Annotated in this window: 20 protein-coding genes and 2 pseudogenes; 6 read left to right on the forward strand and 16 right to left on the reverse strand. The window is 71.8% G+C overall.

Annotated features, from left to right (window positions below; translation table 11 throughout):
- Nucleotides 1-55 precede the first annotated feature (55 nt).
- Complete coding sequence (locus IE260_RS25010) at nt 56-1,114, forward strand: ABC-2 transporter permease (RefSeq protein ID WP_189875598.1); 1,059 nt, start codon at nt 56-58, stop codon at nt 1,112-1,114.
- Between the two features lie 67 nt (nt 1,115-1,181).
- Here the strand turns inward: IE260_RS25010 and IE260_RS25015 are convergent, their stop codons facing one another.
- The 9 genes from IE260_RS25015 to IE260_RS25055 form a co-directional block, all read right to left on the reverse strand.
- On the reverse strand, nt 1,182-2,264 hold the full coding sequence (locus IE260_RS25015; RefSeq protein WP_189875600.1) for a S1 family peptidase: 1,083 nt from the start codon (nt 2,262-2,264) through the stop codon (nt 1,182-1,184).
- A 233-nt stretch (nt 2,265-2,497) separates the two neighbouring features.
- On the reverse strand, nt 2,498-3,376 hold the full coding sequence (locus IE260_RS25020) for a slipin family protein (RefSeq protein WP_189875708.1): 879 nt from the start codon (nt 3,374-3,376) through the stop codon (nt 2,498-2,500).
- A gap of 162 nt (nt 3,377-3,538) precedes the next feature.
- The gene (locus IE260_RS25025) at nt 3,539-4,447 is read right to left on the reverse strand and encodes a S1 family peptidase (protein WP_189875602.1); all 909 of its coding nucleotides are present in this window, start codon (nt 4,445-4,447) and stop codon (nt 3,539-3,541) included.
- A gap of 211 nt (nt 4,448-4,658) precedes the next feature.
- Entirely contained in the window at nt 4,659-5,480 is an 822-nt protein-coding gene (locus tag IE260_RS25030) for a DUF1684 domain-containing protein (protein ID WP_189875604.1), read from the reverse strand.
- A gap of 14 nt (nt 5,481-5,494) precedes the next feature.
- Entirely contained in the window at nt 5,495-6,784 is a 1,290-nt protein-coding gene (locus IE260_RS25035; protein WP_189875606.1) for an NtaA/DmoA family FMN-dependent monooxygenase, read from the reverse strand.
- Nucleotides 6,781-7,857 (reverse strand): LLM class flavin-dependent oxidoreductase, encoded by a 1,077-nt coding sequence (locus tag IE260_RS25040; RefSeq protein ID WP_189875607.1) that lies wholly within the window; start codon nt 7,855-7,857, stop codon nt 6,781-6,783. The genes IE260_RS25035 and IE260_RS25040 overlap by 4 nt, the downstream gene beginning before the upstream one ends.
- A gap of 39 nt (nt 7,858-7,896) precedes the next feature.
- The gene (locus IE260_RS25045; RefSeq protein WP_308434692.1) at nt 7,897-8,658 is read right to left on the reverse strand and encodes an amino acid ABC transporter ATP-binding protein; all 762 of its coding nucleotides are present in this window, start codon (nt 8,656-8,658) and stop codon (nt 7,897-7,899) included.
- Nucleotides 8,655-10,532 carry an FAD/NAD(P)-binding protein gene (locus IE260_RS25050; protein WP_189875610.1) on the reverse strand — a complete coding sequence of 626 codons (1,878 nt, stop codon included), beginning with the start codon at nt 10,530-10,532 and terminating at the stop codon, nt 8,655-8,657. The genes IE260_RS25045 and IE260_RS25050 overlap by 4 nt, the downstream gene beginning before the upstream one ends.
- Nucleotides 10,529-11,386, reverse strand: a complete 858-nt coding sequence (locus tag IE260_RS25055) for an amino acid ABC transporter permease (protein ID WP_189875612.1) — start codon at nt 11,384-11,386, stop codon at nt 10,529-10,531. Before IE260_RS25055 ends, IE260_RS25050 begins: the two co-directional genes overlap by 4 nt.
- A gap of 392 nt (nt 11,387-11,778) precedes the next feature.
- On the opposite strand from IE260_RS25055, the gene IE260_RS25060 reads away from it, so the two are divergent.
- Nucleotides 11,779-12,726: an ABC transporter substrate-binding protein gene (locus tag IE260_RS25060; RefSeq protein WP_189875613.1), complete on the forward strand. Its 948-nt coding sequence runs from the start codon at nt 11,779-11,781 to the stop codon at nt 12,724-12,726.
- 24 nt (nt 12,727-12,750) lie between these two features.
- Here IE260_RS25060 and IE260_RS25065 read toward each other — a convergent pair whose 3' ends face one another.
- A complete protein-coding gene (locus IE260_RS25065; protein WP_189875615.1) occupies nt 12,751-13,962 on the reverse strand; it encodes a DUF5685 family protein in 1,212 nt (403 codons plus the stop codon).
- 289 nt (nt 13,963-14,251) lie between these two features.
- Between IE260_RS25065 and IE260_RS25070 the strand changes: the two genes are divergently transcribed.
- Nucleotides 14,252-14,689, forward strand: coding sequence for a cell division protein SepF (locus IE260_RS25070; RefSeq protein WP_189875617.1), 438 nt, complete (start codon nt 14,252-14,254; stop codon nt 14,687-14,689).
- 39 nt (nt 14,690-14,728) lie between these two features.
- On the opposite strand, the pseudogene IE260_RS25075 reads toward IE260_RS25070, so the two are convergent.
- The 3 genes and pseudogenes from IE260_RS25075 to IE260_RS25085 all read right to left on the reverse strand — a co-directional run.
- Nucleotides 14,729-15,310 (reverse strand): annotated as a pseudogene (locus tag IE260_RS25075) (acyl-CoA dehydrogenase family protein); the annotation flags it as partial.
- A 51-nt stretch (nt 15,311-15,361) separates the two neighbouring features.
- On the reverse strand, nt 15,362-16,294 hold the full coding sequence (locus tag IE260_RS25080) for a recombinase family protein (RefSeq protein ID WP_444545572.1): 933 nt from the start codon (nt 16,292-16,294) through the stop codon (nt 15,362-15,364).
- Between the two features lie 78 nt (nt 16,295-16,372).
- A complete protein-coding gene (locus IE260_RS25085) occupies nt 16,373-17,254 on the reverse strand; it encodes a helix-turn-helix transcriptional regulator (protein WP_189875619.1) in 882 nt (293 codons plus the stop codon).
- Nucleotides 17,255-17,393: 139 nt separating this feature from the next.
- Between IE260_RS25085 and IE260_RS25090 the strand changes: the two genes are divergently transcribed.
- From IE260_RS25090 to IE260_RS25100, 3 genes are all read left to right on the forward strand, one after another.
- Nucleotides 17,394-17,657, forward strand: coding sequence for an Atu4866 domain-containing protein (locus IE260_RS25090; RefSeq protein WP_076972001.1), 264 nt, complete (start codon nt 17,394-17,396; stop codon nt 17,655-17,657).
- Nucleotides 17,658-17,802: 145 nt separating this feature from the next.
- Complete coding sequence (locus IE260_RS25095; RefSeq protein ID WP_189875621.1) at nt 17,803-18,561, forward strand: SDR family NAD(P)-dependent oxidoreductase; 759 nt, start codon at nt 17,803-17,805, stop codon at nt 18,559-18,561.
- Between the two features lie 162 nt (nt 18,562-18,723).
- Nucleotides 18,724-19,491, forward strand: a complete 768-nt coding sequence (locus tag IE260_RS25100) for an SDR family NAD(P)-dependent oxidoreductase (RefSeq protein ID WP_189875623.1) — start codon at nt 18,724-18,726, stop codon at nt 19,489-19,491.
- Nucleotides 19,492-19,728: 237 nt separating this feature from the next.
- On the opposite strand, the gene IE260_RS25105 is transcribed toward IE260_RS25100, so the two are convergent.
- The 3 genes and pseudogenes from IE260_RS25105 to IE260_RS25115 all read right to left on the reverse strand — a co-directional run bounded on the left by IE260_RS25105 (nt 19,729) and on the right by IE260_RS25115 (nt 22,115).
- Complete coding sequence (locus IE260_RS25105; protein ID WP_229881208.1) at nt 19,729-20,229, reverse strand: Tn3 family transposase; 501 nt, start codon at nt 20,227-20,229, stop codon at nt 19,729-19,731.
- A gap of 74 nt (nt 20,230-20,303) precedes the next feature.
- Nucleotides 20,304-20,423: pseudogene (locus IE260_RS25110) on the reverse strand (acyl-CoA dehydrogenase); the annotation flags it as partial.
- A 57-nt stretch (nt 20,424-20,480) separates the two neighbouring features.
- Nucleotides 20,481-22,115, reverse strand: coding sequence for an MFS transporter (locus IE260_RS25115; protein ID WP_189875624.1), 1,635 nt, complete (start codon nt 22,113-22,115; stop codon nt 20,481-20,483).
- Between the last annotated feature and the right edge of the window lie 255 nt (nt 22,116-22,370).

The raw sequence follows: 22,370 nt of genomic DNA on the forward strand, positions 1-22,370 counted from the left end.
TCCGTTCGGCCCCCTCCCACCTGCGCAAACACCCGGCGCCCCGGACCGTGGGGACATGCCACAGAACACCGGCAGCGACGCCCGGCGCGGCTCCTTCCCCGACGAGGTGAAGGACGCCGTCACCCCGCGGGCGACGCTGCTCGTGCTCGGTGTGCTCGCGCTCCAGCTGCTGTTCATCGCCTCCTACGTGGGGGCGCTGCACGACCCTGAACCGAGGGACGTTCCTTTCGGCGTCGTCGCGCCCCCGGCCGCGGCCGGGCAGGCGGTGGCCCGGCTGGAGCGGCTGCCCGGCTCACCCCTGGATCCGCGCCCGGTGGCCGGCGAGGCGAGAGCCCGCGAGCAGATCGCGGACCGGGACATCGACGGCGCCCTGATCGTGGACCCGGCCGGCAGCACCGACACGCTGCTCGTCGCCTCCGGCGGCGGCACCGTCCTCGCCACCACCCTGGAGGGCATCGTCGCCCGGCTGGAGCAGGCCGGGGAGCGCACGGTGCGGACCGTCGACGTGGCCCCGGCGTCCGCGCAGGACTTCGACGGGCTGTCGTCCTTCTACCTGGTCGTGGGCTGGTGCGTCGGCGGCTACCTGTGCGCCTCGATCCTGGCGATCAGCACCGGGGCCCGGCCCGCCGACCCGCGCCGCGCGGCGATCCGGCTGATCGTGATGGCGCTGGTCTCGATCGTCGGCGGGCTCGGCGGAGCGGTGATCACCGGTCCGGCCCTGGGCGCCCTGCCCGGCGGTGTGGCGGCCCTGTGGGGACTCGGCGCCCTGACCACCTTCGCCGTCGGCGCCGCCACACTCGCGCTCCAGGGCGTCTTCGGGATCATCGGCATCGGGCTGGCGATCCTGCTGGTGGTGATCGCGGGCAACCCGAGCGCGGGCGGCGCATTCCCGCTGCCGATGCTGCCGCCGTTCTGGCAGGCGATCGGACCGGCGCTCCCGCCGGGCGCGGGGACGTGGGCGGCGCGCTCGATCGCGTACTTCGACGGCCGCGCCACGACCGGCTCGCTCCTGGTGCTGTCGGCGTGGGCGCTCGCGGGGGTGGTGATCACCATGCTGGCGGCGGCGATGCGCCGCAAGCGGCACGAGGCGGAGCTGCCCACCCAGGTCACCTGACCCGTCCGTGCACACGCGGAAGTCCCGCCCCTCGCGCGCGGGGCGGGACTTCACGGACGGCGCGTGCTCAGCCGATCTGCGTACCGGTCGCCGACAGGGCCTCCGTCACCGGCTGGAAGAACGTCTCCCCGCCCGAGGTGCAGTCGCCGCTGCCGCCGGAGGTGAGGCCGACCGCGCTGCTGCCGGAGAACAGCGAGCCGCCGCTGTCACCGGGCTCGGCGCAGACGTCGGTCTGGATCAGGCCGTTGACGATGTCGCCGTTGCCGTAGTTCACGGTGGCGTCGAGGCCGGTGACCGTGCCGGAGTGCACCTGGGTCGTGGAGCCGCTGCGGGTGACCCCCATGCCGACGGTGGCCTCCGCGGCGCCCGAGATGGTCTGCGTGGAGCCGTTGTAGAGGTTCACCTCGCTCGGGTGGGCCACCTCGGCGGTGTACTTGACCAGGCCGTAGTCGTCACCCGGGAAGCTGGACGCCTCGTTCTGGCCGATCACGTTGCCGGAGGAGTCCGACCAGGTCGAGATGCCCTCGGTGCAGTGCCCGGCGGTGAGGAAGTACGGCTCGCCGCCCTTGGTCACGTTGAAGCCGAGCGAGCAGCGTCCGCCGTTGCCCGTGATGGCGTCGCCGCCGGCGACGAAGGGCTTGTACTGGCCCTCGGTGCGCTTGAGTTCCGCCTTGGCGCCGAGGCCGTCGACCACCTTCGTCAGCTTGGCCCACTCGGCCCCGGAGACCGTGCGGTCGGCGGTGACGACGACCTTGTTGGTGGTGGGGTCGGTCACCCAGGAGGTGCCGGGGATGGTCGCGTCCTGCTTGAGGGTGCTGCGCGCGCTCTTCAGCTCGGCGAGCGAGTTCTCGACGACTCTCGCCTTGGCGCCGGCCTCCTCGACGGTCTGCGCGGCGGCCTCGTCGAGCACGTTGACCACGAGGCTCTCGGCCTTCGCGTCGTAGTACGTGCCCGCCGCGTCGGCGCCGAGGTCGCCGAGCAGCGTGGAAGCGAGCTTTCCGGCCGCCGTGACCGACAGGGTCTTCGGCGCGGAGGCCTTCACGGGCTCGCTGGCGTTCGCACTCTGGAAGGTGACTCCCGCGACGACCAGTGCGGCGATGCCCGCACCTGCCGCGGCTGCCCGCCGCTTGGGTATGCGTCGGTGCTTCAACTCACGTCCTCCTGTGGGGGGTCGGCCCGGAGATTGTGGGGACCTCACGGGCCGGAAGGCTGGTTGACGAGCGCCCACTCTTCCGAACCCCACAGGGCGCACACAAGGTCGACTTCAGGACGTGCGCACGACAACTTCAACGCACCCACACGGTCTTCACCGTTCATGCCCGACGCAGGCCGGTTCGCACTGCAAACACTACGAGCGAGTAACCCTTCACCGGACAGTGAGGTCTAGTCCTGTCCTGAATTCGCCCCTTGCGTCACGCCGTCCGGCGCCTCGGCGTCCGGATCCGCCTCGGCGGGCGGCAGTTGCTCCGTCCGCGGCGGCGCGGCAGCAGGAGCGGGCATCTGCTGTTGCGCCTTCTCCAGGAACCGCAGCAGCTCCACCGGGAAGGGCAGCACCAGAGTGGAGTTCTTCTCGGCCGCGACCGCGACGACCGTCTGGAGCAGCCGCAGTTGCAGCGCGGCCGGCTGCTCGGACATCTCCTTCGCCGCCTCGGCCAGCTTCCTCGACGCCTGGAGCTCGGCGTCGGCGTTGATGACCCGGGCCCGACGCTCCCGGTCGGCCTCGGCCTGCCGGGCCATCGACCGCTTCATGGTCTCGGGCAGCGACACGTCCTTGATCTCGACCCGGTCGATCTGCACGCCCCAGCCGACGGCCGGGCTGTCGATCATCAGCTCCAGGCCCTGGTTGAGCTTCTCCCGGTTGGACAGCAGGTCGTCCAGGTCGCTCTTGCCGATGATGGAACGCAGCGAGGTCTGCGCCATCTGGGAGACGGCGAACTTGTAGTCCTCGACCTGCACCACGGCCTCCGCCGCGTCCACGACCTTGAAGTAGACGACGGCGTCGACCCGTACGGTCACGTTGTCCCGGGTGATGCCCTCCTGCGCGGGCACCGGCATCGTGACGATCTGCAGGTTGACCTTGTGCAGCCGGTCCACGAGCGGAACGACCATGGTGAACCCCGGCCCGCGCACCTCGGAGCGGAGCTTGCCGAGCCGGAACACCACGCCTCGTTCGTACTGCTTGACGACCCGCGCCGCCGCCATCACGTAGACCGCTCCGGCGGACGCGAGCGCCGCTCCCGCCACCACCAGCTCCTCGACCATCACGGCCCCCAGGGTCCGAAGTGGGCGCATCGGGTGCTCTTTGTGCGCTCTTCAGACGGTAACTCCGGCACGCGGGCAAGGGGGAGCCCCCGCACGGCAGTTGCCGTGCGGGGGCTCGTCGTGCCGCTGGCTGCGTCCGGTGGGTCCCGCTCGGAGGACGGCCTAGTAGACGCTGACGCCGTAGGCGCTCAGGGCCTCCGTGACGGGCTGGAAGAAGGTCGTGCCGCCGGAGGAGCAGTTGCCGCTGCCGCCGGAGGTCAGACCGTACGCGGTGCCGTTGCTGCCGTAGAGCGGACCGCCGGAGTCGCCGGGCTCGGCGCAGACCGTGGTCTGGATCAGGCCGGAGACGATGTCGCCGCCGCCGTAGTTGACGGTGGCGTTGAGGGCGGTGACCCGGCCGCTGTGCGTGCCGGTGGTGGAGCCGTCGCGTATGACGGTGGTCCCCACGCTCGGGGTGGCCGCGCGGGTGATGTCCACGCCGTTGGCGGTACCGGGCTTGCTGACGGACGTGTTGGTGTACCGCACGATGCCGTAGTCGTTGCCCGGGAAGCTGGATCCGGCGGTCGAGCCGAGGACGGTGGTGCGCCCGGAGTTGGAGTACCAGGTGCCCGCCCCGTCGGTGCAGTGACCGGCGGTCAGGAAGTATTCGGTGCCGTTGCTCGCGCGGACGTTGAAGCCGAGGGAGCAGCGCCAGCTGCTCGCGTAGATGGCGTCGCCGCCCTGGATCAGCTTGTTGAACGTGCCGGGTGTGCGCTTGATGGTGAGCGCGCCGGCGTTGTCACCGGCCTGCTTCTTGATCTTCGCGATCTCGGCCTGGGAGACCGTGCTGTCGACGGTGACGAGCACCCGGCCGGTCTTGCTGTCGACGGCCCAGGCGGTGCCCGGCACGTCGGCCTTCAGCACCGAGCCGCTGGCGCTCTTGAGTTCGGCGCTGCTGAAGGTGGTGGGCGTGTCCGACGCGTTCGCGCTGGGGACCGCGATCGCGGCCGCGGCCACGAGTCCGGTGGATACGGCGATCAGCCGGGTCCGTCTCGTGATGCCGCTGCGGGGGGTGGTGCGCTTGATCCTCACTTTTCGTTCCTCCACAGGGGAAGTCGGGGGCCCATTCGTGGGGTTGGTGGGCCCGTGAGGCGCAGCCGGGGGCACGGACGTCCGGATTCCAGAAAGCGTCGTGCCCCTGACAAGCGCTGTGGAGGGAGTATTCGGCCGAACGGCCGGTCGGCGCAAGAGTGCCTTTCGGCCGTCGCCCTTTGAACGACCCGTGCGACACCTCCCCCCGGCCTCAGAGCAGTTGGCGCTCACCTGCCTCGATCCCGGCGTCCAGCGTGTTCCCCGGCGGCGGGAAGGGGCAGATGAAGTGGTCGGCGAACGCGCACGGCGGCAGCAGCGCGCGGTTGAAGTCGACCGTCGTACGGCCCTCGGCGTCGGGCGCGGGCGGGCGCAGGAACCTGAAACGGTAACTGCTCTTCCCGCTGGTGGAGTCGGCGAAGACGGCCCACAGCGAACCGTCCTCCTCGACGGTCACCTGGAGCGTCAGCTCCCGCCCGGCCCGGGGGTCCCCACGGTCGGGGGAGGCCGAGAGCGGGAGGGTGAACGCCAGCTCGCCGCCGAGGCCGAGGCCGCGCTCCCTGCCGTCGGCGTTCGGCACGCGCACGCTGCGCCGCCCGGCCTCGTACGGCGTGAAGCGCCCCGGCACCGACCAGCGCGGGTCGTGGGGCGTGGCCTCGATGCCGCGGAAATCCCGCCTCGCCTCGGCCGCCGGGTCGAAGTCGCGCACTCCCCAGACGCCCTCGCGGACCAGGACCACCAGGCGCCGCTCGCCGTACGCCACCCTGGCCCCGTCCGCCGGTCCCCGATCGGCCGTGAGCCGTGCCCGGCCGTCGAGGGGCCGGCCGTCCACGGTGAGTCCGTCCGCCCGGGCGGCCGTCAGCACCACCGCGTCGCCGTCGGCCGCCCACCGCCCCGGGACGTCCGGCAGGCGGCCGTCCGGATGGTCCTCCAGCCAGTGCGTACCCGTCAGCGCGAGCGGTCCGTAGGGCGCCGACACCGTCGCGACGCGCCGGTCGTGCCAGCGCTTCCACTCGTCGGATGCGTTCGTCGTCATGGGATTCGACCCTTTCATGCCGGTTCGGGGAGACCGAGGTGGGTCCGCAGGGTGCGGCCCTCGTAGGCGGTGCGGAACACGCCACGCTCCTGGAGCACGGGCACCACCCGGTCCACGAACTCGTCGAGTCCGCCCGGGACGAGGTGCGGTACGAGGACGAAACCGTCGGCCGCGTCCTGCCGGACGAACGCCTCCAGTTCGGCGGCGACCGACCCGGGCGTGCCCACGAGGGACTGCCGGCCGCCCGCCTCGATCACGGTCTCCCGGATGGACAGCCCCTTCTCCTGCGCCAGGGCCCGCCACTTCTCGGCGACCGCGACGGTGTCGCCGCGCCGGGTGCGGCCCCGGGTGAACCGTGGCTCCGGCACCGGGTCGATGTCGGGCAGCGGCCCGTCGGGGTCGTAGGCGGACAGGTCCACGCCCCAGATCTGCTCCAGTCGGAGGATCGCGGTCTGCGGGGAGACCTGCTGCCGGCGGATCTTCTCGGCCCGCCTGCGTGCCTCGGCGACGGTGTCCCCGAGGACGACGGAGACGCCGGACATGATCTTCAGGTCGTCCGGCCGGCGGCCGTATTTCGCCAGGCGCCGCTTGACGTCGGCGTAGAAGGCGCGCCCGGCCTCCAGCGTGCCGTGCCGCGCGAAGACCACGTCGGCCGTGGACGCGGCGAACTCCCGCCCCTCGTCGCAGTCCCCGGCCTGGATCACCACCGGGTGCCCCTGCGGGGGGCGCGGGACGGTGAACTCCCCCGCGATGTCGAAGTGCCGACCGCGGTGGGCGAACGGGCGGGGCTCGCCGTCCGGGGTCCAGGAGTCCCACAGCTCCCTGGCCGTCCGCACGAACTCGGCGGCGCGCGTGTACCTGTCGGCGTGGTCCAGGAAGCCGCCGCGCCGGAAGTTCTCGCCGGTGAAGGCGCCGGAGGAGGCGACCACGTTCCAGGCCGCCCGGCCACCGCTGAGGTGGTCCAGCGTGGCGAGCCTGCGGGCGAGTTCGAAGGGCTCGTTGAAGGTGGCGTCGACCGTGGTGGCCAGGCCGAGGTGCTCGGTGACGGCGGCGAGGGCGCTGAGCACGGTGAGGGACTCCGGGCGTCCGACGACGTCCAGGTCGTGGATGCGGCCCTTGTGCTCCCGCAGCCGCACGTTCCCGGCGAGGAAGAGGAAGTCGAACAGGCCGCGTTCGGCGGTGCGGGCGAGGTGCTCGAAGGAGGAGAAGTCGATCTGCGACCCCGACCGGGGATCGGCCCGGACGGTGGTGTGGTCGGCGCCCGGGAAGTGCGCCGCCAGGTGGATCTGCCGGTCTCGGCTCATCGCGTCCTCCCCGTCGCGGCGTACTGGTTGGCGGGCCTGGCCAGGCCCAGGTGGTCCCTGAGCGTGCTGCCCGGGTAGAAGGTGCGGAACAGGCCCCGGTGCTGGAGCAGGGACACGGTGCCGTTGACCAGCCGCTCCAGGTCACGGCGCGGCTCGACCGGCACCAGGTGGAAGCCGTCGACGGCGCCCTCCCGGTGCCAGGCGGCGATCAGGTCCGCGAGATCGACCGGCCCGCCGCGGTACAGCGGGCCGCGGGGAGTGGCCCGGGGACCGCCCCCGCCGTGGCCGGGGTCCGCCGCGTACTCGCCGTCCCCGAGGTCGATGTCGAGGCCGGCGAGGACCCGCAGGCCGTCCGGATCACGGCCGGACGCGGCCGCGGAGGCCCGCAGCCCGGCCCGTGTCGCGGCGGCTTCGGCCGGGCTCGCGGTCCGTACGAGGGCCACGTCGGCGTACCGGGCCGCGACCGGCCGTGCGGCCGGCTCGGTGACGTCGACCACGCGCACCGGATGGCCCTGCGGGGGACGCGGCACGATCGAGGGGCCCTTGACCGAGAAGGCGGTTCCGGTTAAGTCGACGGGGTGCAGCCGGTCCCGGTCGATGAACCGTCCGGTCGCCGTGTCCCGGATCTCGGCGTCGTCCTCCCAGCTGTCCCACAGCCGCGCCGCCACGTCGGCGGCCTCGCCCGCCTCCTGCCACAGGACGTCGGCGGGTGCGGCGTGGCGCCGGCCGAAGAGGCGGGCCTCGCCCTCGGTCGTGGACACCTCGATCCGCCAGCCGGCCCGGCCGCGGCTGACCCAGTCGAGGGTCGCCACGGCGGCCTGGACGTGGAAGGGCTCGGTGTGGGTGGTGGTGACGGTGGGCACCAGTCCGACGCGCCGCGTGGCGGGCGCCACCCGGGACAGGACGCAGAGCGCATCGGGGCCGGGGCGAGTGAAGGAGTCGCCGAGGGTCACGAAGTCGAGTGCGCCGCGTTCGGCGAGCCGCGCCGACTCCAGGTAGGGGCCGGCCTCGCAGGCCGGCCGGTGGTCGAGGGCGGCGGCCAGGTGCAGCCGCCGTCCGTTCGATGAGGTCATTGCGGAAAAGCCCTTTCGGGGAGCTTCGGAGGACCTGGGTCAGAGGACCTTGGAGACGAACGCCCGAGTGCGTTCGTGCCGTGGGCGGTCCAGGACGTCGGCGGGCGGCCCCTGCTCGACGATCCGCCCGTCGTCCATGAACACCACCGTGTCGGCGACCTCGCGGGCGAACCCGATCTCGTGCGTGACGACGATCATGGTGGTGCCCTGCCGGGCCAGGTCCCTGATGACGTCGAGCACCTCGCCGACCAGCTCGGGGTCGAGGGCGGAGGTCGGCTCGTCGAAGAGCAGCAGCCTCGGCTCCAGCGCGAGGGCCCGCGCGATGGCGACCCGCTGCTGCTGTCCGCCGGACAGCTGCCGCGGGTAGGCATCGGCCTTGTCGGCGAGTCCCACCCTCGCCAGCAGCCGGCGCGCCGCCTCGGCGGCCTCGCGGCGCGGCCGTTTCAGCGCCGAGACCGGCGCCTCGGTGATGTTCTCCAGCACGGTCAGGTGCGGGAAGAGGTGGAAGTTCTGGAAGACGAAGCCGATCCGCGTGCGCTGCCTGAGCACCTCCCGCTCGGGCAGCTCCCGCAGCCGGTCGCCGGAACGCCGGTAGCCGACCAAGGCGCCGTCGACGCTGATCACACCCCGGTCCACCTTCTCCAGGTGGTTGACGGTGCGCAGCAGCGTCGACTTGCCGGAGCCGGAGGGGCCGAGGACCACGGTCACCTCGCCGGTGCGCACGGTGAGGTCGATGCCCTTGAGCACGTGCAGTGGGCCGAAGCTCTTGTGCACGGACCTGATGTCGACCATGACGCTCATCGCGGGGACTCCTCGAGCAGTGGTTGCCGGGCCGCCTCGGGGGCCTGGGGGGTCTGGGAGGTCTGGGAGGACTTGGAGGTCTGGGAGGACTGGGAGGACTTGGGGGCCTGGGGGGTCTGGGAGGACTTGGGGGCCTGGGGAGCCGACAGGAAGGCCAGCACGGCCCGCGCGGTGGCGTCGTTCTGCCGGAACGCCGGTCCGCCGGTGCGGGGCCGGGTGAACGCGCCGGATCCGCGCGCGTCGGTGTGCGGTCCGAGCGCGAACCGCCGCGGGTGCGGCAGGCCGGCCCGGTCCAGCACCCGCCCGTCGGCCCGGTCCACGGCCAGCAGCCCGTCCGGGGTCGCGGCGGCCCCGTCGGCGTGCAGCGAGCGCAGCAGCGGATCGCGGGCCCGCTCCACGGTGGGGTGCGGCAGCCGCGCCTCCACCAGCGCCCGGGCCTCGACGACGGCACCCGGCACGGTGGCACCGGCCGCCCGGAAGACCCCGTCGGCGGCGGTGACCGTCATGTCGGCGCCCACGAAGCGCAGGATGCCCGCCCGGGACAGCGCGAGCATCTGACGCAGCCGGGGGCCGGGCGGGCCGGACGCCAGGTAGCTGAAGAAGCCGTGCCACCAGGGGCCCACGTCGCCGAGCCGGACGAGCTGCCCGTAGACGGAGAGCAGGGCGAGGAAGACCGCGAGGTCGGGGCTGTGCTGCGGGTCGTGACGGCGACTCAGGTCGCCCTCGATGTACCGGCGCAGTCCGTCCTGCAGCTCCTCGTGGGACCCGTACCGCACCCCGTCCAGCGGGCGGTCGAGTGCGGCGAGGTCGAGCCGGTCGGCGGGGTCGGGTACGGCGGACGCGACGAGGGCGGCGCGCTCGTCCGGGTCGGCGGCGGCGTACTTCTCGGCGAAGGCCGCCCAGGTGCCGGACACCCGCTCGGGGTGGGCGGTGAACAGCCGGTGGTAGTGGGCGAACCCCAGCTCCTTGTCGACCAGCGGCCACACGTCCCGGCGGAAGTCGAAGCCTCCCGGCCGCGCGAGCAGCGCGTCGGTCTCGGCGGGCCCGAAGAACCGCGGCAGCGCGGGCCGCTCCCCGGTCCAGTCGTAGCCGATCTTGGCGTGGTAGGGCACTCCGCGCCGCGAGCCGACGTGGAGGACCGGCTCCCGCCCGGACGGGACGTACGTGTCTCCCTCGTACCGTCCGCCCCTGCCCTCGGTCAGCAGCACCATCAGGTCGACGAAGGCCAGCCCGAACCCGCGGACGAGGACCGGCTCACCGGGGCGCAGCGCGGACAGGTCGCTGTCGGCGGTGAAGTCCGGCGGGAGATGGACCAGGCCGTGGGCGCGGGCGTACGCGGACAGCTCCCGCTGCTCCTCGTCGGGCTCGGCGTCGAGGTGGCCGAGGGTGAGGACGACCAGGTCGGCGAGGAGGGGCAGGGTCCGGCCCGCCAGCCACACCCGCTGGCGTCCCTCGCGCGGTCCGTCGACCCGCACGGCTCGCCCCGGGTGGTGATGGACAGTGATGCCGTCGGGCAGGTCGGCCACGGCGCGGTCGTACACCCAGCGCAGGTACGCGCCCTGGACCCGGCGATCGGCGAAGGTGCGGCCGTCGAGGCCCGCCCACTCGTGCAGGGTGGGGCCCGTCCGTACGGGTCCGGCCATCTCCACCGTCTCGTCGGTGAACATGGTGACGTCCTCGGCGTGCGAGTTCATCCACAGCAGCGGCGACTGCCGCTCGCGCCAGATGCGCCCGGCACCGGGCGGGTGCGGGTCGACGAGGTGGATGTCGAGGCCCGCACCGGCGTACAGCTCCGGCGCGTTGGCGGCGATGCGCTCCAGCAGGCCGGTTCCCCGCGGACCGGCGCCGACGATCACGAGGGAGTGCCGCGTCATCGGGTGCGCTCCGTGCCGCGCGCGTAGTGCTTCTCGACGTAGTACTGGCCGACGCCGAGCAGCGAGGTGACGACGGTGTACCAGACGGTGGCCACCATCAGCAGCGGGATGACCTGGTAGGTGCGGTGGTAGACGAGCTGCACCGAGTACAGCAGGTCCTGGACGGCGATGACGCTGACGATGGAGGTGCCCTTGAGGGTGCCGATCAGCATGTTGCCGGCGGGCGGCACGATGGAGCGCATGGCCTGCGGCAGGACGATCCGCCGCCACCGGCGCCACCGGCTCAGCCCCAGCGCCTGCGCGGCCTCGATCTGGCCGCGGTCGACGGAGAGGATGCCGCCGCGCACCACCTCGGCGGCGTAGGCGGCCTCGTGCAGGGTGAGGCCGATGACCGCGACGGTGACCGGGCCGAGCAGGTCGACCGTCTTCACGCCGAGGATCCGGGGGTACAGGGCGCCGATGTTGAACCACAACAGCAGCTGCACCAGGATCGGTATCGAGCGGAACAGCCACACGTAGCCCCAGCTCACCGCCCGTAGCACGGGGTTGGCGGAGAGCCGGAACGCGGCGAGCAGCGTGCCCAGCGCGAAGCCGAGGACCATGACGACGGCGGTCAGCCAGAGGGTGAGCCAGAGGCCGCGCAGGACGGCGGTGGTGGTGAAGTAGTCGGCGACGACGTCCCATTGGAAGGCGTCGTTGCGCAGGACGGAGTTGACGGCCAAAGCGAGGAGGACGAGGACCACGGCGGCGGCCGTCCACTGGCCGAAGCGGCGTTGCGGGACGATCCGCGGGGTGTCCGCCTTGTCCGGGGTCTCCGGGACGGCGGCGTGCTGGGCGAGGGTGTCGGAGGGCATGCGAAGGCTCCGTGACATCGAGTCAGTCGGACACGGTGGGCGGTGCCTTCACACGGCCGAGCCCCTCAGCAGGGCCGTGCGCCGAGAGTACGGGGCTGTTTCGGTCCGCTGTCAAGACTGTCCACACTGTGAGCCGCGCGTCTCAAGTCGTTGACGCGGAACCGGATGCCTGTTCCACTTGGCCCATGCATCCGCAGCAGTGGCTGGTCACGCGCTCCCACATCGACTTCGGTCGAGTGTGGTCCTCTTCCTGTTGAGCCGACCCTCCCTGCCTGCCCTGACCGCCTGACTCCGTCGGGGCCTCCACGGGTTTCCCTTCTCTCTTCCCGCCTTCACACGCGCCCCCTCCCCTCGCGCTGCCCCAAGCCTTCGCTCTCAGGAGACTGCTCACCATGCGTACGCCCACGCGCGCCCGGAAAAGACTTTTCACCCCCTTCACCCTGATTGCCTCGGCGGCCCTGCTGCTCACCGCGTGCGGCTCCGGCGACAGCGCCGAAGACGTCGCGGGCGCGGCGGCCGGCTCCGACGCGGTCCCCACCACGGACGTCGTCTCCGGCGTCGGACGGAACGCGGCCGCCGTGAAGCTGCTGCCCGCCGGCACCACGAGCGTCACCCTCGCCGTCAGCGTCGGCGGCACTCCGCCCGGCACCACCTATCTGACCGACGGCAAGACGCTGACCGGCCAGGACGTCGACTTCGCGAACGCCGTCGCCAAGGCGCTCGGTATCCGGCTGAAGACCGAGCAGGCCTCCTTCGAGGCGATCCTGCCCGCCCTCGACAGCGGCAAGTACGACGTCGGCGCCAGCAACTTCGGCGTGACCGAGGAGCGGCGCAAGACCATCGACTTCGTCACCTACATCAACGACGGTCAGGGCTTCGCCGCCCGCGAGGACAGCGAGCTGTCGAAGGTCACCGACCTGGGGCAGCTGTGCGGGCTGAACGTGGCGACCGGCGCCGGCACGACCTTCGAGGCCACGCTGGAGGAGAACAAGCACCTGTGCACGGACGCCGGCGAGAAGGCGTACGAGGTGCAGACCTACAGCGAGCCCGGCGCGCTCTGGTCCTCGCTCCAGCAGGGCCGCAGCGACGTCGTGATGTCCACGATCAACGGGCTGCGCTACGCGGTCGCCCACCAGCAGGGCCTGAAGTTCCTCAACGAGTTCCACCGCCTGGACGTCGGGTTCGCCCTCAAGAAGGGCTCGAAGCTGGCGCCCGCCCTGCAGGCCGCCGTGAACGGACTCATCGCCGACGGGACGTACGACAGGATCCTGAAGAAGTGGGGGACGACGGACTCCGCGATCGCGAGGTCCGAGATCTCGCCCCCGGAGCTGAAGGACTGACCGGCCCGGCGCACCGACGGTCTCTCAGCAGCTGCAACCGCAGTCGCAGCCGTCACACCCGCACCCGTCGTCGCCGCAGCAGTTGCTGCAGCAGTCGCAGCAACTGCAGCAGCCGTCGCACCCGCTGCAGTCGCAGTTGCTGCACTGGCCCTCCTTGCGCTCCCCCGTCCAGGGGTCGGAGTAGGTGCCGCAGCACAACTGGCACGTACAGGCCAGCCCCAGCCACACGGCACACCCCGCGAGCAGCCCGCGCCGGTCCCGGCGCGGCGGCTCCGGGGGCGTCGGCGCCCCGGGACCGCCCGGCGTGCCGGGCGGCGCGTACGGTCCGGCACCGTGCGCGCAGGAGGGGGTGCCGAAGGCGCGGTCGACGGAGTTGCGCAGCTCGTGCACGAGCAGCAGGTGGGCCAGCCGCCCGTCGGTGCTGTGTCCTTCCGGGGAGACCCCGGACCCCCAGGCGACCTCGCGCAGCGCCAGACGCACCCCGTGCACGGCGTCGTCGGCCAGCCGCCGGGCCTCCGTGAGCGGTGTCCCCGTGGCGGTGAGCGGGTTCCAGGCACCCGAGGCGGCATCGGTGTCCAGGTCCTCCACGGCGTCCAGGAGATGGGCGAGCCGGCCGAAGAGCCGGCCCGCCTCGGCGAGCGGCGCGGCGTTGTACGGCCGTCCGGCGAGGTGCGCGGTGTGCGCGAAGGCGGCGGCGGTCGCCGTCTCGGTGGGTTCGGTGACGACGAGCACCGGCGTACCGGGCCCGGCGAGCGCCTCGATGCCGGTCTGCCGGTCCACGGCGTCGACCAGGACGGCGGTGTCGAACCCGACGGCCGTACCGGCCCGCGCCCCGGCCGCGTCCCAGCTCGCGGCGACCCGGCGGGCGGCGCGCGCCACCGGCCTGCGGGCCAGCAGCCCGTCCCCGTCGACGACGTGGTCGCGCACCTTCGCCGAGGCCAGCACCAAGGAGACGGCGGCCGCGAGCCGCGCCCCCTCGCCGTGGGCGACGGACGCGGTGCGCATGCCGCGCAGCGGACAGGGGCCCGCGGTGCGCCGCCCGGCGCCGGTGCCGCCGCGTCCGGCCTGAGCCTCCGTCAACACCGATATGAGAAGCCCGTCATAGTTCGTCACGATCCGCGCGAACTGGCCGTGGTCCCCGCGCAACGCGAGACACAACCCGCACAAGTGCGCCATCCACTGGCTCGTGAGACGCTCTCCGAGCCGGTGCCGACAGGGCCTGACGATTCCGAACACAACACTCCCCCGTGGTTGCTACGACGCTGAGCTGCGGCATCGTACCGGCCGCCGGTTCACCCGTACGCCCCGCGCCTCACCCGTCCGCCGCGAAGAATCATATTTCACTCACAGTCAGCAGCCGTTTGAGAAACGGCCCTTGGGACACATGGACTCTCGACGGATTCGCTGTGCACCAGTACCGTCACAAACCCCCCGCGCGGCGTCTATCCACTTGGCGCGACGTCCGCATCATGGATGACCATAGGGATGCGGAAAGCACGAAAGACCGCTGTGAGAGGAGGCGTCCATGGGATCGGTACGCAAGGCGAGTGCGTGGCTCGGCCTCGTCGACGACAACGATGACGAGCGCTACTACGACGACGACTACTCCGAGGAGAACGACTCCGGCGACGCCTGGGTCACCGACCCCCGGGTGAAGGTGGCCGCGGACTCGGCCGAGGAGAAGGGCCGTCGCATCGGCACGGTCACCCCGGACAGCTTCCGGGACGCGCGTGCGATCGGCGAGCTGTTCCGGGAGGGGGTCCCGGTCATCGTGAACCTCACGGCCATGGAGGCATCCGACGCCAAGCGCGTGGTCGACTTCGCGGCCGGGCTGATCTTCGGCCTGCGGGGTTCGATCGAGCGGGTGTCCACCCGCGTCTTCCTGCTGAGCCCGGCCGACACCCAGGTGATCAGCGGCGACTCGGCCGCGCACCGGTCGGACGGCTTCTTCAACCAGAGCTGAGGCAGGGCCGCGCACACCGGCCCTGCCCCCTCGCGGGGTTCACCGGAAGGCGTCGATCCCGGTGAGCGCCTTGCCCAGCACCAGCTGGTGCATCTCGACGGTGCCCTCGTAGGTGAGCACCGATTCCAGGTTCGTCGCGTGCCGCATCACGGGGTACTCGAGCGAGATCCCGTTGGCGCCGAGGACCGTCCGGGCCGTACGGCAGATGTCGATGGCCTCGCGCACGTTGTTGAGCTTGCCGAAGCTGACCTGCTCGGGACGCAGGCGGCCGGCGTCCATGCGCCGCCCGAGGTGGTGGGCGAGCAGAATCCCCTTGTGCAGTTCGACCGCCATGTCGGCGAGCTTGGCCTGGGTCAGCTGGAAGCCGCCGATGGGCCGCCCGAACTGCTCCCGCGACTTCGCGTACTCCACGGCCGCCTCGAAGCAGCTGCGGGCCGCGCCCATCGCGCCCCAGACGATGCCGTAACGGGCGTGCGTGAGACAGCTGAGCGGTCCACGCAGTCCGGTCACCTCCGGCAGCACGGCGTCGGCGGGCAGCCGCACGTCGTCGAGGACCAGCTCGCTGGTGACGGAGGCGCGCAGCGACCACTTGTGCTTGATCTCGGGCGCGGAGAAACCGGGGTGTCGGCCCCGGTGTCCTAGCTCAGACACCAGCCGCAATGTAGCGGGTGATCATACGCTCGCCGTCGTGGCGGCCTTCTCGTCGTGCACGCGGAACATTCGCATGACGGTGGCGGGTGAGGGGTGCTGGCCCTTCTTCGTGCCGGTGGTGATGACGAGCCGCTTGGCGATGTCGCGCAGGCTCATCTCCTGGTCGCGCAGGTGGAGGGCCATGGACAGCATGTCCGGGTCGGTGACGCCCGCGCCGCCGATGGTCTTGCCGCGCTTTCGGGCGGACTCATGGCCTTCGAGGGTGCGGTCGCGGATGTACTCGCGCTCCATGCCCGACATGGCCGCCAGCACGGTGAAGACGATGCCCGAGGGGTCGTGCGAGCCCATCAGTTCCCCGGTGAGGAACTCCAGTCCGACGTCACTGGCCTTCAGTTCCTCGGCGAGCATGGCGAGTTCGATGCCGCGGCCGAGCCGCTTGTGCTCGTGGACGACGAGGGTCACGGCGGCGCCGGAGGAGCGGATCTCCCCGGCGAGCTTCACGACGGTCTCCAGTTCGGGGCGCTTCGTGGCGCGGGTGGAGATCTTCTCCGAGAAGATGCGGGTCACCCCGGCCGCGGCGAGGGAGTCGAGCTGCGCGTCCAGGGACTGCCGGGCGGTCGAGGCACGGGCGTAGCCGAGGCGGACGTGTCCGACCGGTTCGGCGCCGGCGCTCACGGGCCGGGGCAGTTCGGTCCACGCCGAGCCGGGCTTGCGTACGGCGGGGGTCGGCACGCTGAGGGCCTTGGCGAGGTGGGGCACGAGGCGGAAGCGGGCGGTGTGGTATTGGATGGCCACCTTCCCGTTGCCGGTCCGGCAAGGGGAGCCCGCGGGGGCCGCGCAGGAGGACATAGGGCAGTCGCGCGATTCCACGCGCTTGAAGTCGTCGCTCACACCTCGGAGCGTTTCAAGGGTGTGTTTCAGGAGGCAAGTCGTTTGCAACAACTCATGAAACATGATTGCCGCAGGTGGGCCGCCGGGCGGCCGGGTGTTTCACGAGCGACCACCTATGAAACGCGCTGAGGCGAAGTCGCACTATCGGTGCGGGTCTCCGGGTTGTGTTGGCTGATCAGCTGTGTGCTGGGAGCGGTCTTGGCGCCGGGTGGCGTGGAGGGAGCCGAGCAGGTGGAGGGAGTGGGCGCTGGGGCTGCCCGGTTCGGCGTGGTAGATGACGAGCTGCTGGCCGGGTGCCTCGCGTACGTCGAACGCCTGGTAGGTGAGCGTGAGCGGGCCGACATCCGGGTGGAGGAAGTGTTTGGCGTCCTGCGTCTTGCCTCGCACGGTGTGGGACTGCCACAGGCGCGCGAAGTCCGCGCTGTGCTCGGTGAGGGTGCCGACGAGTTCACGCAGCCGCGGGTTGTCCGGGTCGAATCCGGTCGCCTCGCGGAGGTTGGCGACGGTGGCTTGTGCCGCCCGGTTCCAGTCCGTGTAGAAGGTGGGGCCGGCCGGGTCGAGGAACGTCATGCGGGCGAGGTTGTCCGCCGGGGTGAACGCCGAGTAGAGGGCTTGGGCCAGCGCGTTGACCGCGAGGAGGTCGAGGGTCCTGTTCATGACGAACGCCGGGGTGTTGGGGTAGCCGTCCATCAGCTGTCGCAGGGCGGGGCTGACGCGCTCGGTGCGGCGAGGCGACAGCCGGTCGGCGGGGGCGGCCCCGGCCAGCCGGTACAGGTGCGCCCTGGCGTCCTCGTCGAGGTGCAGCGCATGACTGAGAGCGTCGATCACCTGGGGCGAGGGGTTGCGTTCGCGGCCCTGTTCTAGGCGGGTGTAGTAGTCGGCGTTCACTCCGGCCAGGACGGCGACCTCCTCGCGGCGCAGCCCGGCGACTCTGCGGGTCCCGTGGCTCGGCATCCCGACGTCGTGCGGGCGCAGGGCGGCGCGGCACGCGCGCAGGAAGTCCCCCATGCGGTTGTCGTCCATGTCCTCAGGCTAGGCGGCGCGCCGCCGTGCTGCCTGGGTGTGGTGCATCCAGGCAGCAAGCGTCCTGGTCGGTCATCGCTGACCTGCGCAGACTCGGTGGAGCGGGAAGGACCGCACCGTTCGAGGAGAGGAGGCCGCCATGGCCGCGATCGAGGACGGCCACGTGGACGTGGTCGGTATGTGGGTGACCGAGGACGGGCACATCCGGCAGGAGCTGCTGCCGGACGGCCGTTACGACGAGGCTCGCGGCGAGCGGGCCAGTGCGTACACCGGCCGTTACACGGTCACCGGTAGTCACCTGGACTACGTCGACGACACCGGGTTCACCGCCACAGGGGACATCCGCGACGGAGTGCTCTACCACGAACACCTCGTGCTGTACCGAGAGTCGAGCCCGTCGTAGCGGGGTGGCGAGCGTAGCGGGACAACGGGGTTCGGGCAGCAGCTGCTCCGGTCGCGGAGACCGACTCCTCGTGGGAGCGGACCGACTGCCGAGGCAGGCAGCAGTCGCTGACAGACGTATCAAACGCAAGGGAAGGACCGTATTCATGACCGGACGACGTCTTGAGGGCAAGGTGGCCCTGATCACGGGCGCGACCGGGGGGATCGGTGCGGCGACCGCCGAACTCTTCGCCCAGGAGGGCGCCCGGCTGGTGATCACCGATGTAGCCCGGGAACCCCTCCAGAAGCTGGCGCGGCGCATCGAGGCGGGTGGCGCGGAGGTGGCGACCGCCCTCCTCGATGTCTCCTCCGCCCGGGAATGGGAGGAGGTGACGGCCCTCGTACGCGATCGTTTCGGAGTGCTGGACGTGCTGGTGAACCTCGCCGGAATCCTGGACTGGCCGGGTATCGAGGACACGCGGGAGGAGGTGTGGGACCGCGTGATCGACGTGAACCAGAAAGGCACCTGGCTCGGTATGAGGGCGGCGATGCCGCTGCTGCGAGCGAGCGGCAACGCGTCGGTGATCAACACCTCGTCCGTGCTCGGCCTGGTGGGCAGCGGCGCGGCCGCGGCCTACCAGGCGTCGAAGGGCGCGGTGCGTCTGCTGAGCAAGACGGCCGCAGTCGAGTACGCACGGCAGGGCGTACGGGTCAACTCGATACATCCCGGAGTGGTCGCCACACCGATGATCCAGGACCTCCTGGACGAGCAGGGCGACCAGCAACCGGACATCCAGCGCACCCCCATGCGCCGAGCCGGCCGCGCCGATGAGGTCGCCCCCGCGATCCTCTTCCTCGCCAGCGACGACTCCTCCTTCGTCACCGGCTCAGAACTCGTCGTCGACGGCGGCCTCACCGCACACTGAACAACCCGCCCGCCGGGCGTCCACGACGCCTCCCGTGCGCACGCACGGCAAGTGCGCTCATCTCCTGTGCCGTCTGCCTCGTGAGTGCGTGACCGTACAGCAGCCCAGACAGCCGGCGCGGGAAACTGCGCGCGACCCTGATCTTTTCGAGAGGACCTCACCATGACGCCCACCGCCGCGTCTGCCGAAGCATCCGAGTTCGCCGGGAAGACCGCCCTGGTCACCGGGGCCGCGCGCGGCGTGGGCAAGGAGACCGTGGCACTGCTCCATGCCCGCGGCGCCCGCGTCGTCGCCGTCGACCTGCGTCCCGACGTCACGACCCTGGGGGACGAATTCCCCGGCGTACTCGCGATGCGGGGCGACATCACGCGGGAGGAGACCGCCGTCCACGCGGTCCGCTCGGCGCTGGACACCTTCGGAGGACTGGACATCCTGGTGAACAACGCCGGACGCACCCTGAACAAACCCGTCACCGAAACCACCGCCGAAGACTGGGACACCGTGATGGCCGTCAACGCCCGCGGATCCTTCCTCTGCGCCCGAGAAGCCTTCCGAACGATGCAGAGCCGGGGCGGCGGGAGCATCGTCAGCACCGGGTCCTACGCCGGCACGGTCGCCCTGCCCGAAGGCGCCGCCTACAGCGCGTCCAAAGGCGCCCTGGCCCAACTGACCAAGGTGCTCGCCGTCGAAGGCGGACCATGGGGCATCCGCGCCAACCTTGTCGCCGCAGGCGTCATCGAGACCGACTTCCTCGACACGATCCGCCCCGACAGCCGCGCCTACCTCGCATCGTTCGCCGACGCCCAGCCTCTGGGCCGAGTCGCACAGCCCGAAGAGATCGCCGAGGTTCTCTGCTTCCTCGCCTCACCACGCTCCAGCTTCATCACCGGAGCCGTGGTACCCGCAGACGGCGGCTTCACCGCCGTCTGACGTGACGGGGGCCGATCAGCCGTTGCTCGGACACACCACCCTGCCTGTTGGACGGCGGGTTGCCGGAAGTTCGTCATCGCGTCTCCGCATGTGATCGACCGGCGGTGTCTGTCGCGCCACGGGGACGGGGCACCGTGAGCCCCAGGTCGAGTCGCTGGTCCATGTCCAGGCGGAAGGTGCCGTAGGGGTTGACGTTGGACCAAAACAGCGCGGTCAAGCCGCGCCGATGCTCCTCGCTCAGCCTCGATGCCCAGGCCGGTTCGGCCAGGACCTGCTGCACCAGCAGGGTGTGACGTGCACGAGCGCGGACTGGAGCAGGTGCAGGGCGAGCATAGAGGTCTCGGCGTGCTCCTTGTCCGGGCCGGTCAGGGCGCCGTCCTTGCCGTAGTGGAGCACGGTGTTCGCGCTGTTCCAGTTCTCCACGACCTGAAGCCCGCCGTGGATCTCGCGGCGCAGGCCAGGACTGGCCAGGTAATCGCAGGGGAACACCGTACGAACTGCGCGGCCGAGTTCTTCGAGAGCCTGGTAGGTCGGGTGCTTGGGGCCGCCGCGGGTGAAGCGCCGCAGGACCTGCTCTGCTTCCGCCGTCCCGAGCCGGAGCGCGGTGGCGTACTTCACCATCTGGTCGTACTGCTGCTCGATCAGGTCCCATCGGATCGGCCGCGTTAGGGAGGGTCCGAGTGCGGGCGCAGAACGTCTTCTCTCACTTGCCCCGCGCCGCAACCAGCACCTTCTCAAGCCGGGTTGGGCCCGGTGGCTCGATCTTCCGCGCCCGACACTCCACCAGCAGGGCCTCGCGCTGCCGGTCCTCGGCGGTCGGCGGTCCAGTCCCGCACGGTGTCCCGGACCGCGAGGTCCTCCGGGTCCAGCAGGTCGTCGATGCCGAGGGGGGCGGCGGGGTCGAACGGGGGCAACTTCGGGGACGCGGCCATGGAACACCCTCCGGGACACTGAAAACTAGCACCGCTAGTCGCGACTCGGTGCCGCCGTTACGTCGCGGTGTCCCGTACGTCCACCGACGCGGTGGCCGTCACCGAGACGCGGGACTCCGCGGCGTCCCGGGGCGCGGGCACGGCGACCGGCTCGCACTGCATGACCCGCGGCAGCCGCAGCGCCATCGCCGCCCCCAGCAGCAACAGCCCGGCGCTGACGAGCAACGTCACGTGCAGCCCGTGCACGAACGCGTCCGCCGCCGCCCGCCGCAGGGCGACCCCCGCCGGCCCGCCGAGCTGCGCGGCGACCTCGTACGCCTCGCCCAGCGAATGCCCCGCCGCCGCGGACGCCGCCGCGGGCACACCGGGAACGCCCGCCAGCCCCGGGGCGTACGCCGCGTTCATCACGCTGCCCAGCAGGGCGATGCCGATCCCGGCGCCCAGCTGGTACGACGTCTCGCCGATCGCCGCCGCCCCGCCGGCCTGTGCCTGCGGTGCCTCGCTCAGCATCGACTCGTACGCCCCGAACAGCGTGGTCTCGAGACCGAAGCCGAGCAGCACGAACCCGGTCAGCAGCAGTGCGCAGTGGTCCTCGCGGCCCATCGCCGTCAGCAGCACCACCGCCCCCGCCGTCAGGCAGAAGCCGGCGCACACCATCCGGCGCGGCCCGAAGCGCCGCAGCATCCGCGCCCCGGCCAGGCCCGCCGCCATCGCCGCGAACGTCAGCGGCAGCAACCGCAGCCCGGTCTGCAGCGGGGACAGCCCGAGCACCAGTTGCAGGTACTGCGCCGCGATCAGCTCGAGGCCCACCAGTGCCAGCATCGCCAGCACGATGCAGCCCACCGACGTGCTGAACGCCGGCCGCCGGAACATCCGCAGGTCCACCAGCGGATGCGCACGCCGCCGCTGCCGTCGTACGAAGGCGGCCAGCAGGGCAGCGCCCGCCAGCAGCGGCAGCACGGTGACCACGCTGGCCACGGGCTCGCCGCCGCCGAGCCGCTTCACACCGAGGACGACCCCGAACAGCCCGGCCGCCGCCATCAGCGCGCCGACCACGTCCCAGGGGCCGGCGCCGTCGCCCTTCGACTCGGGCAGCAGCAGGCGTCCCACCGGCAGGCTGACCAGCATCAGCGGGATGTTGACCAGGAAGACGGAACCCCACCAGAAGTGCTCCAGCAGGAAGCCGCCGAGCAACGGCCCGATCGCCGCGCCCACCGCGGCCACGGCGCTCCAGATGCCGATCGCCAGCGCCCGCTCCCGCCGGTCGGGGAAGACCTGCCGCAGGATCGACAGCGTCGCCGGCATGATCATCGCGCCGCCGACGCCGAGCAGCGCACGGGCCAGGATCAGCACCTGGGCGTTGTCGGCGACGGCGGCCAGGGCGGAGGCGACACCGAACAGGCCGTACCCCAGCAGGAGGACCCGTCTGCGGCCCACCCGGTCGCCCAGGGTGCCGAAGAGGATCAGCAGCGAGGCGCAGACGAGCGGGTAGACGTCGACGATCCAGAGCAGCTCGATCGAGCCGGGCCTGAGGTCCTCGGTGACGGCGGGGACCGCCACGTGCAGCACGGTCGCGTCGACGGCGACGAGCAGCAGGCTGACGCAGAGGACGACCAGAACCACCCAGCGGTTGGCACCGGCCCCGGCCGCCCGACGGCGCGGCGTGGCGGCAGCCGTGGTCGTCCCGGACATGTACGTACCTCCAAGATGTTCCCTCGCGTCCGGCGGGCTGCGCGGGGTGGGGACTCCCCTGCGGCTCGCCCGGAGAGGAGCGGGAGTCTCCGGGCCGTGCAACGGAACGCGAGTGACTCGTCAGCGTACGCGAGTCCCCGGCGCACACACGTGGTGGGCCTCACACATCCCGGGCCGGGCGTGTGGCATGCGCCACTGCCCCTGCCGGCCGGCACGCCCCGGCCGGCCGGCCGGTTGCGGAGGCGGCAGATAATC

Source organism: Streptomyces viridiviolaceus, from assembly GCF_014650995.1.
Taxonomy (GTDB): Bacteria; Actinomycetota; Actinomycetes; order Streptomycetales; family Streptomycetaceae; genus Streptomyces; species Streptomyces viridiviolaceus.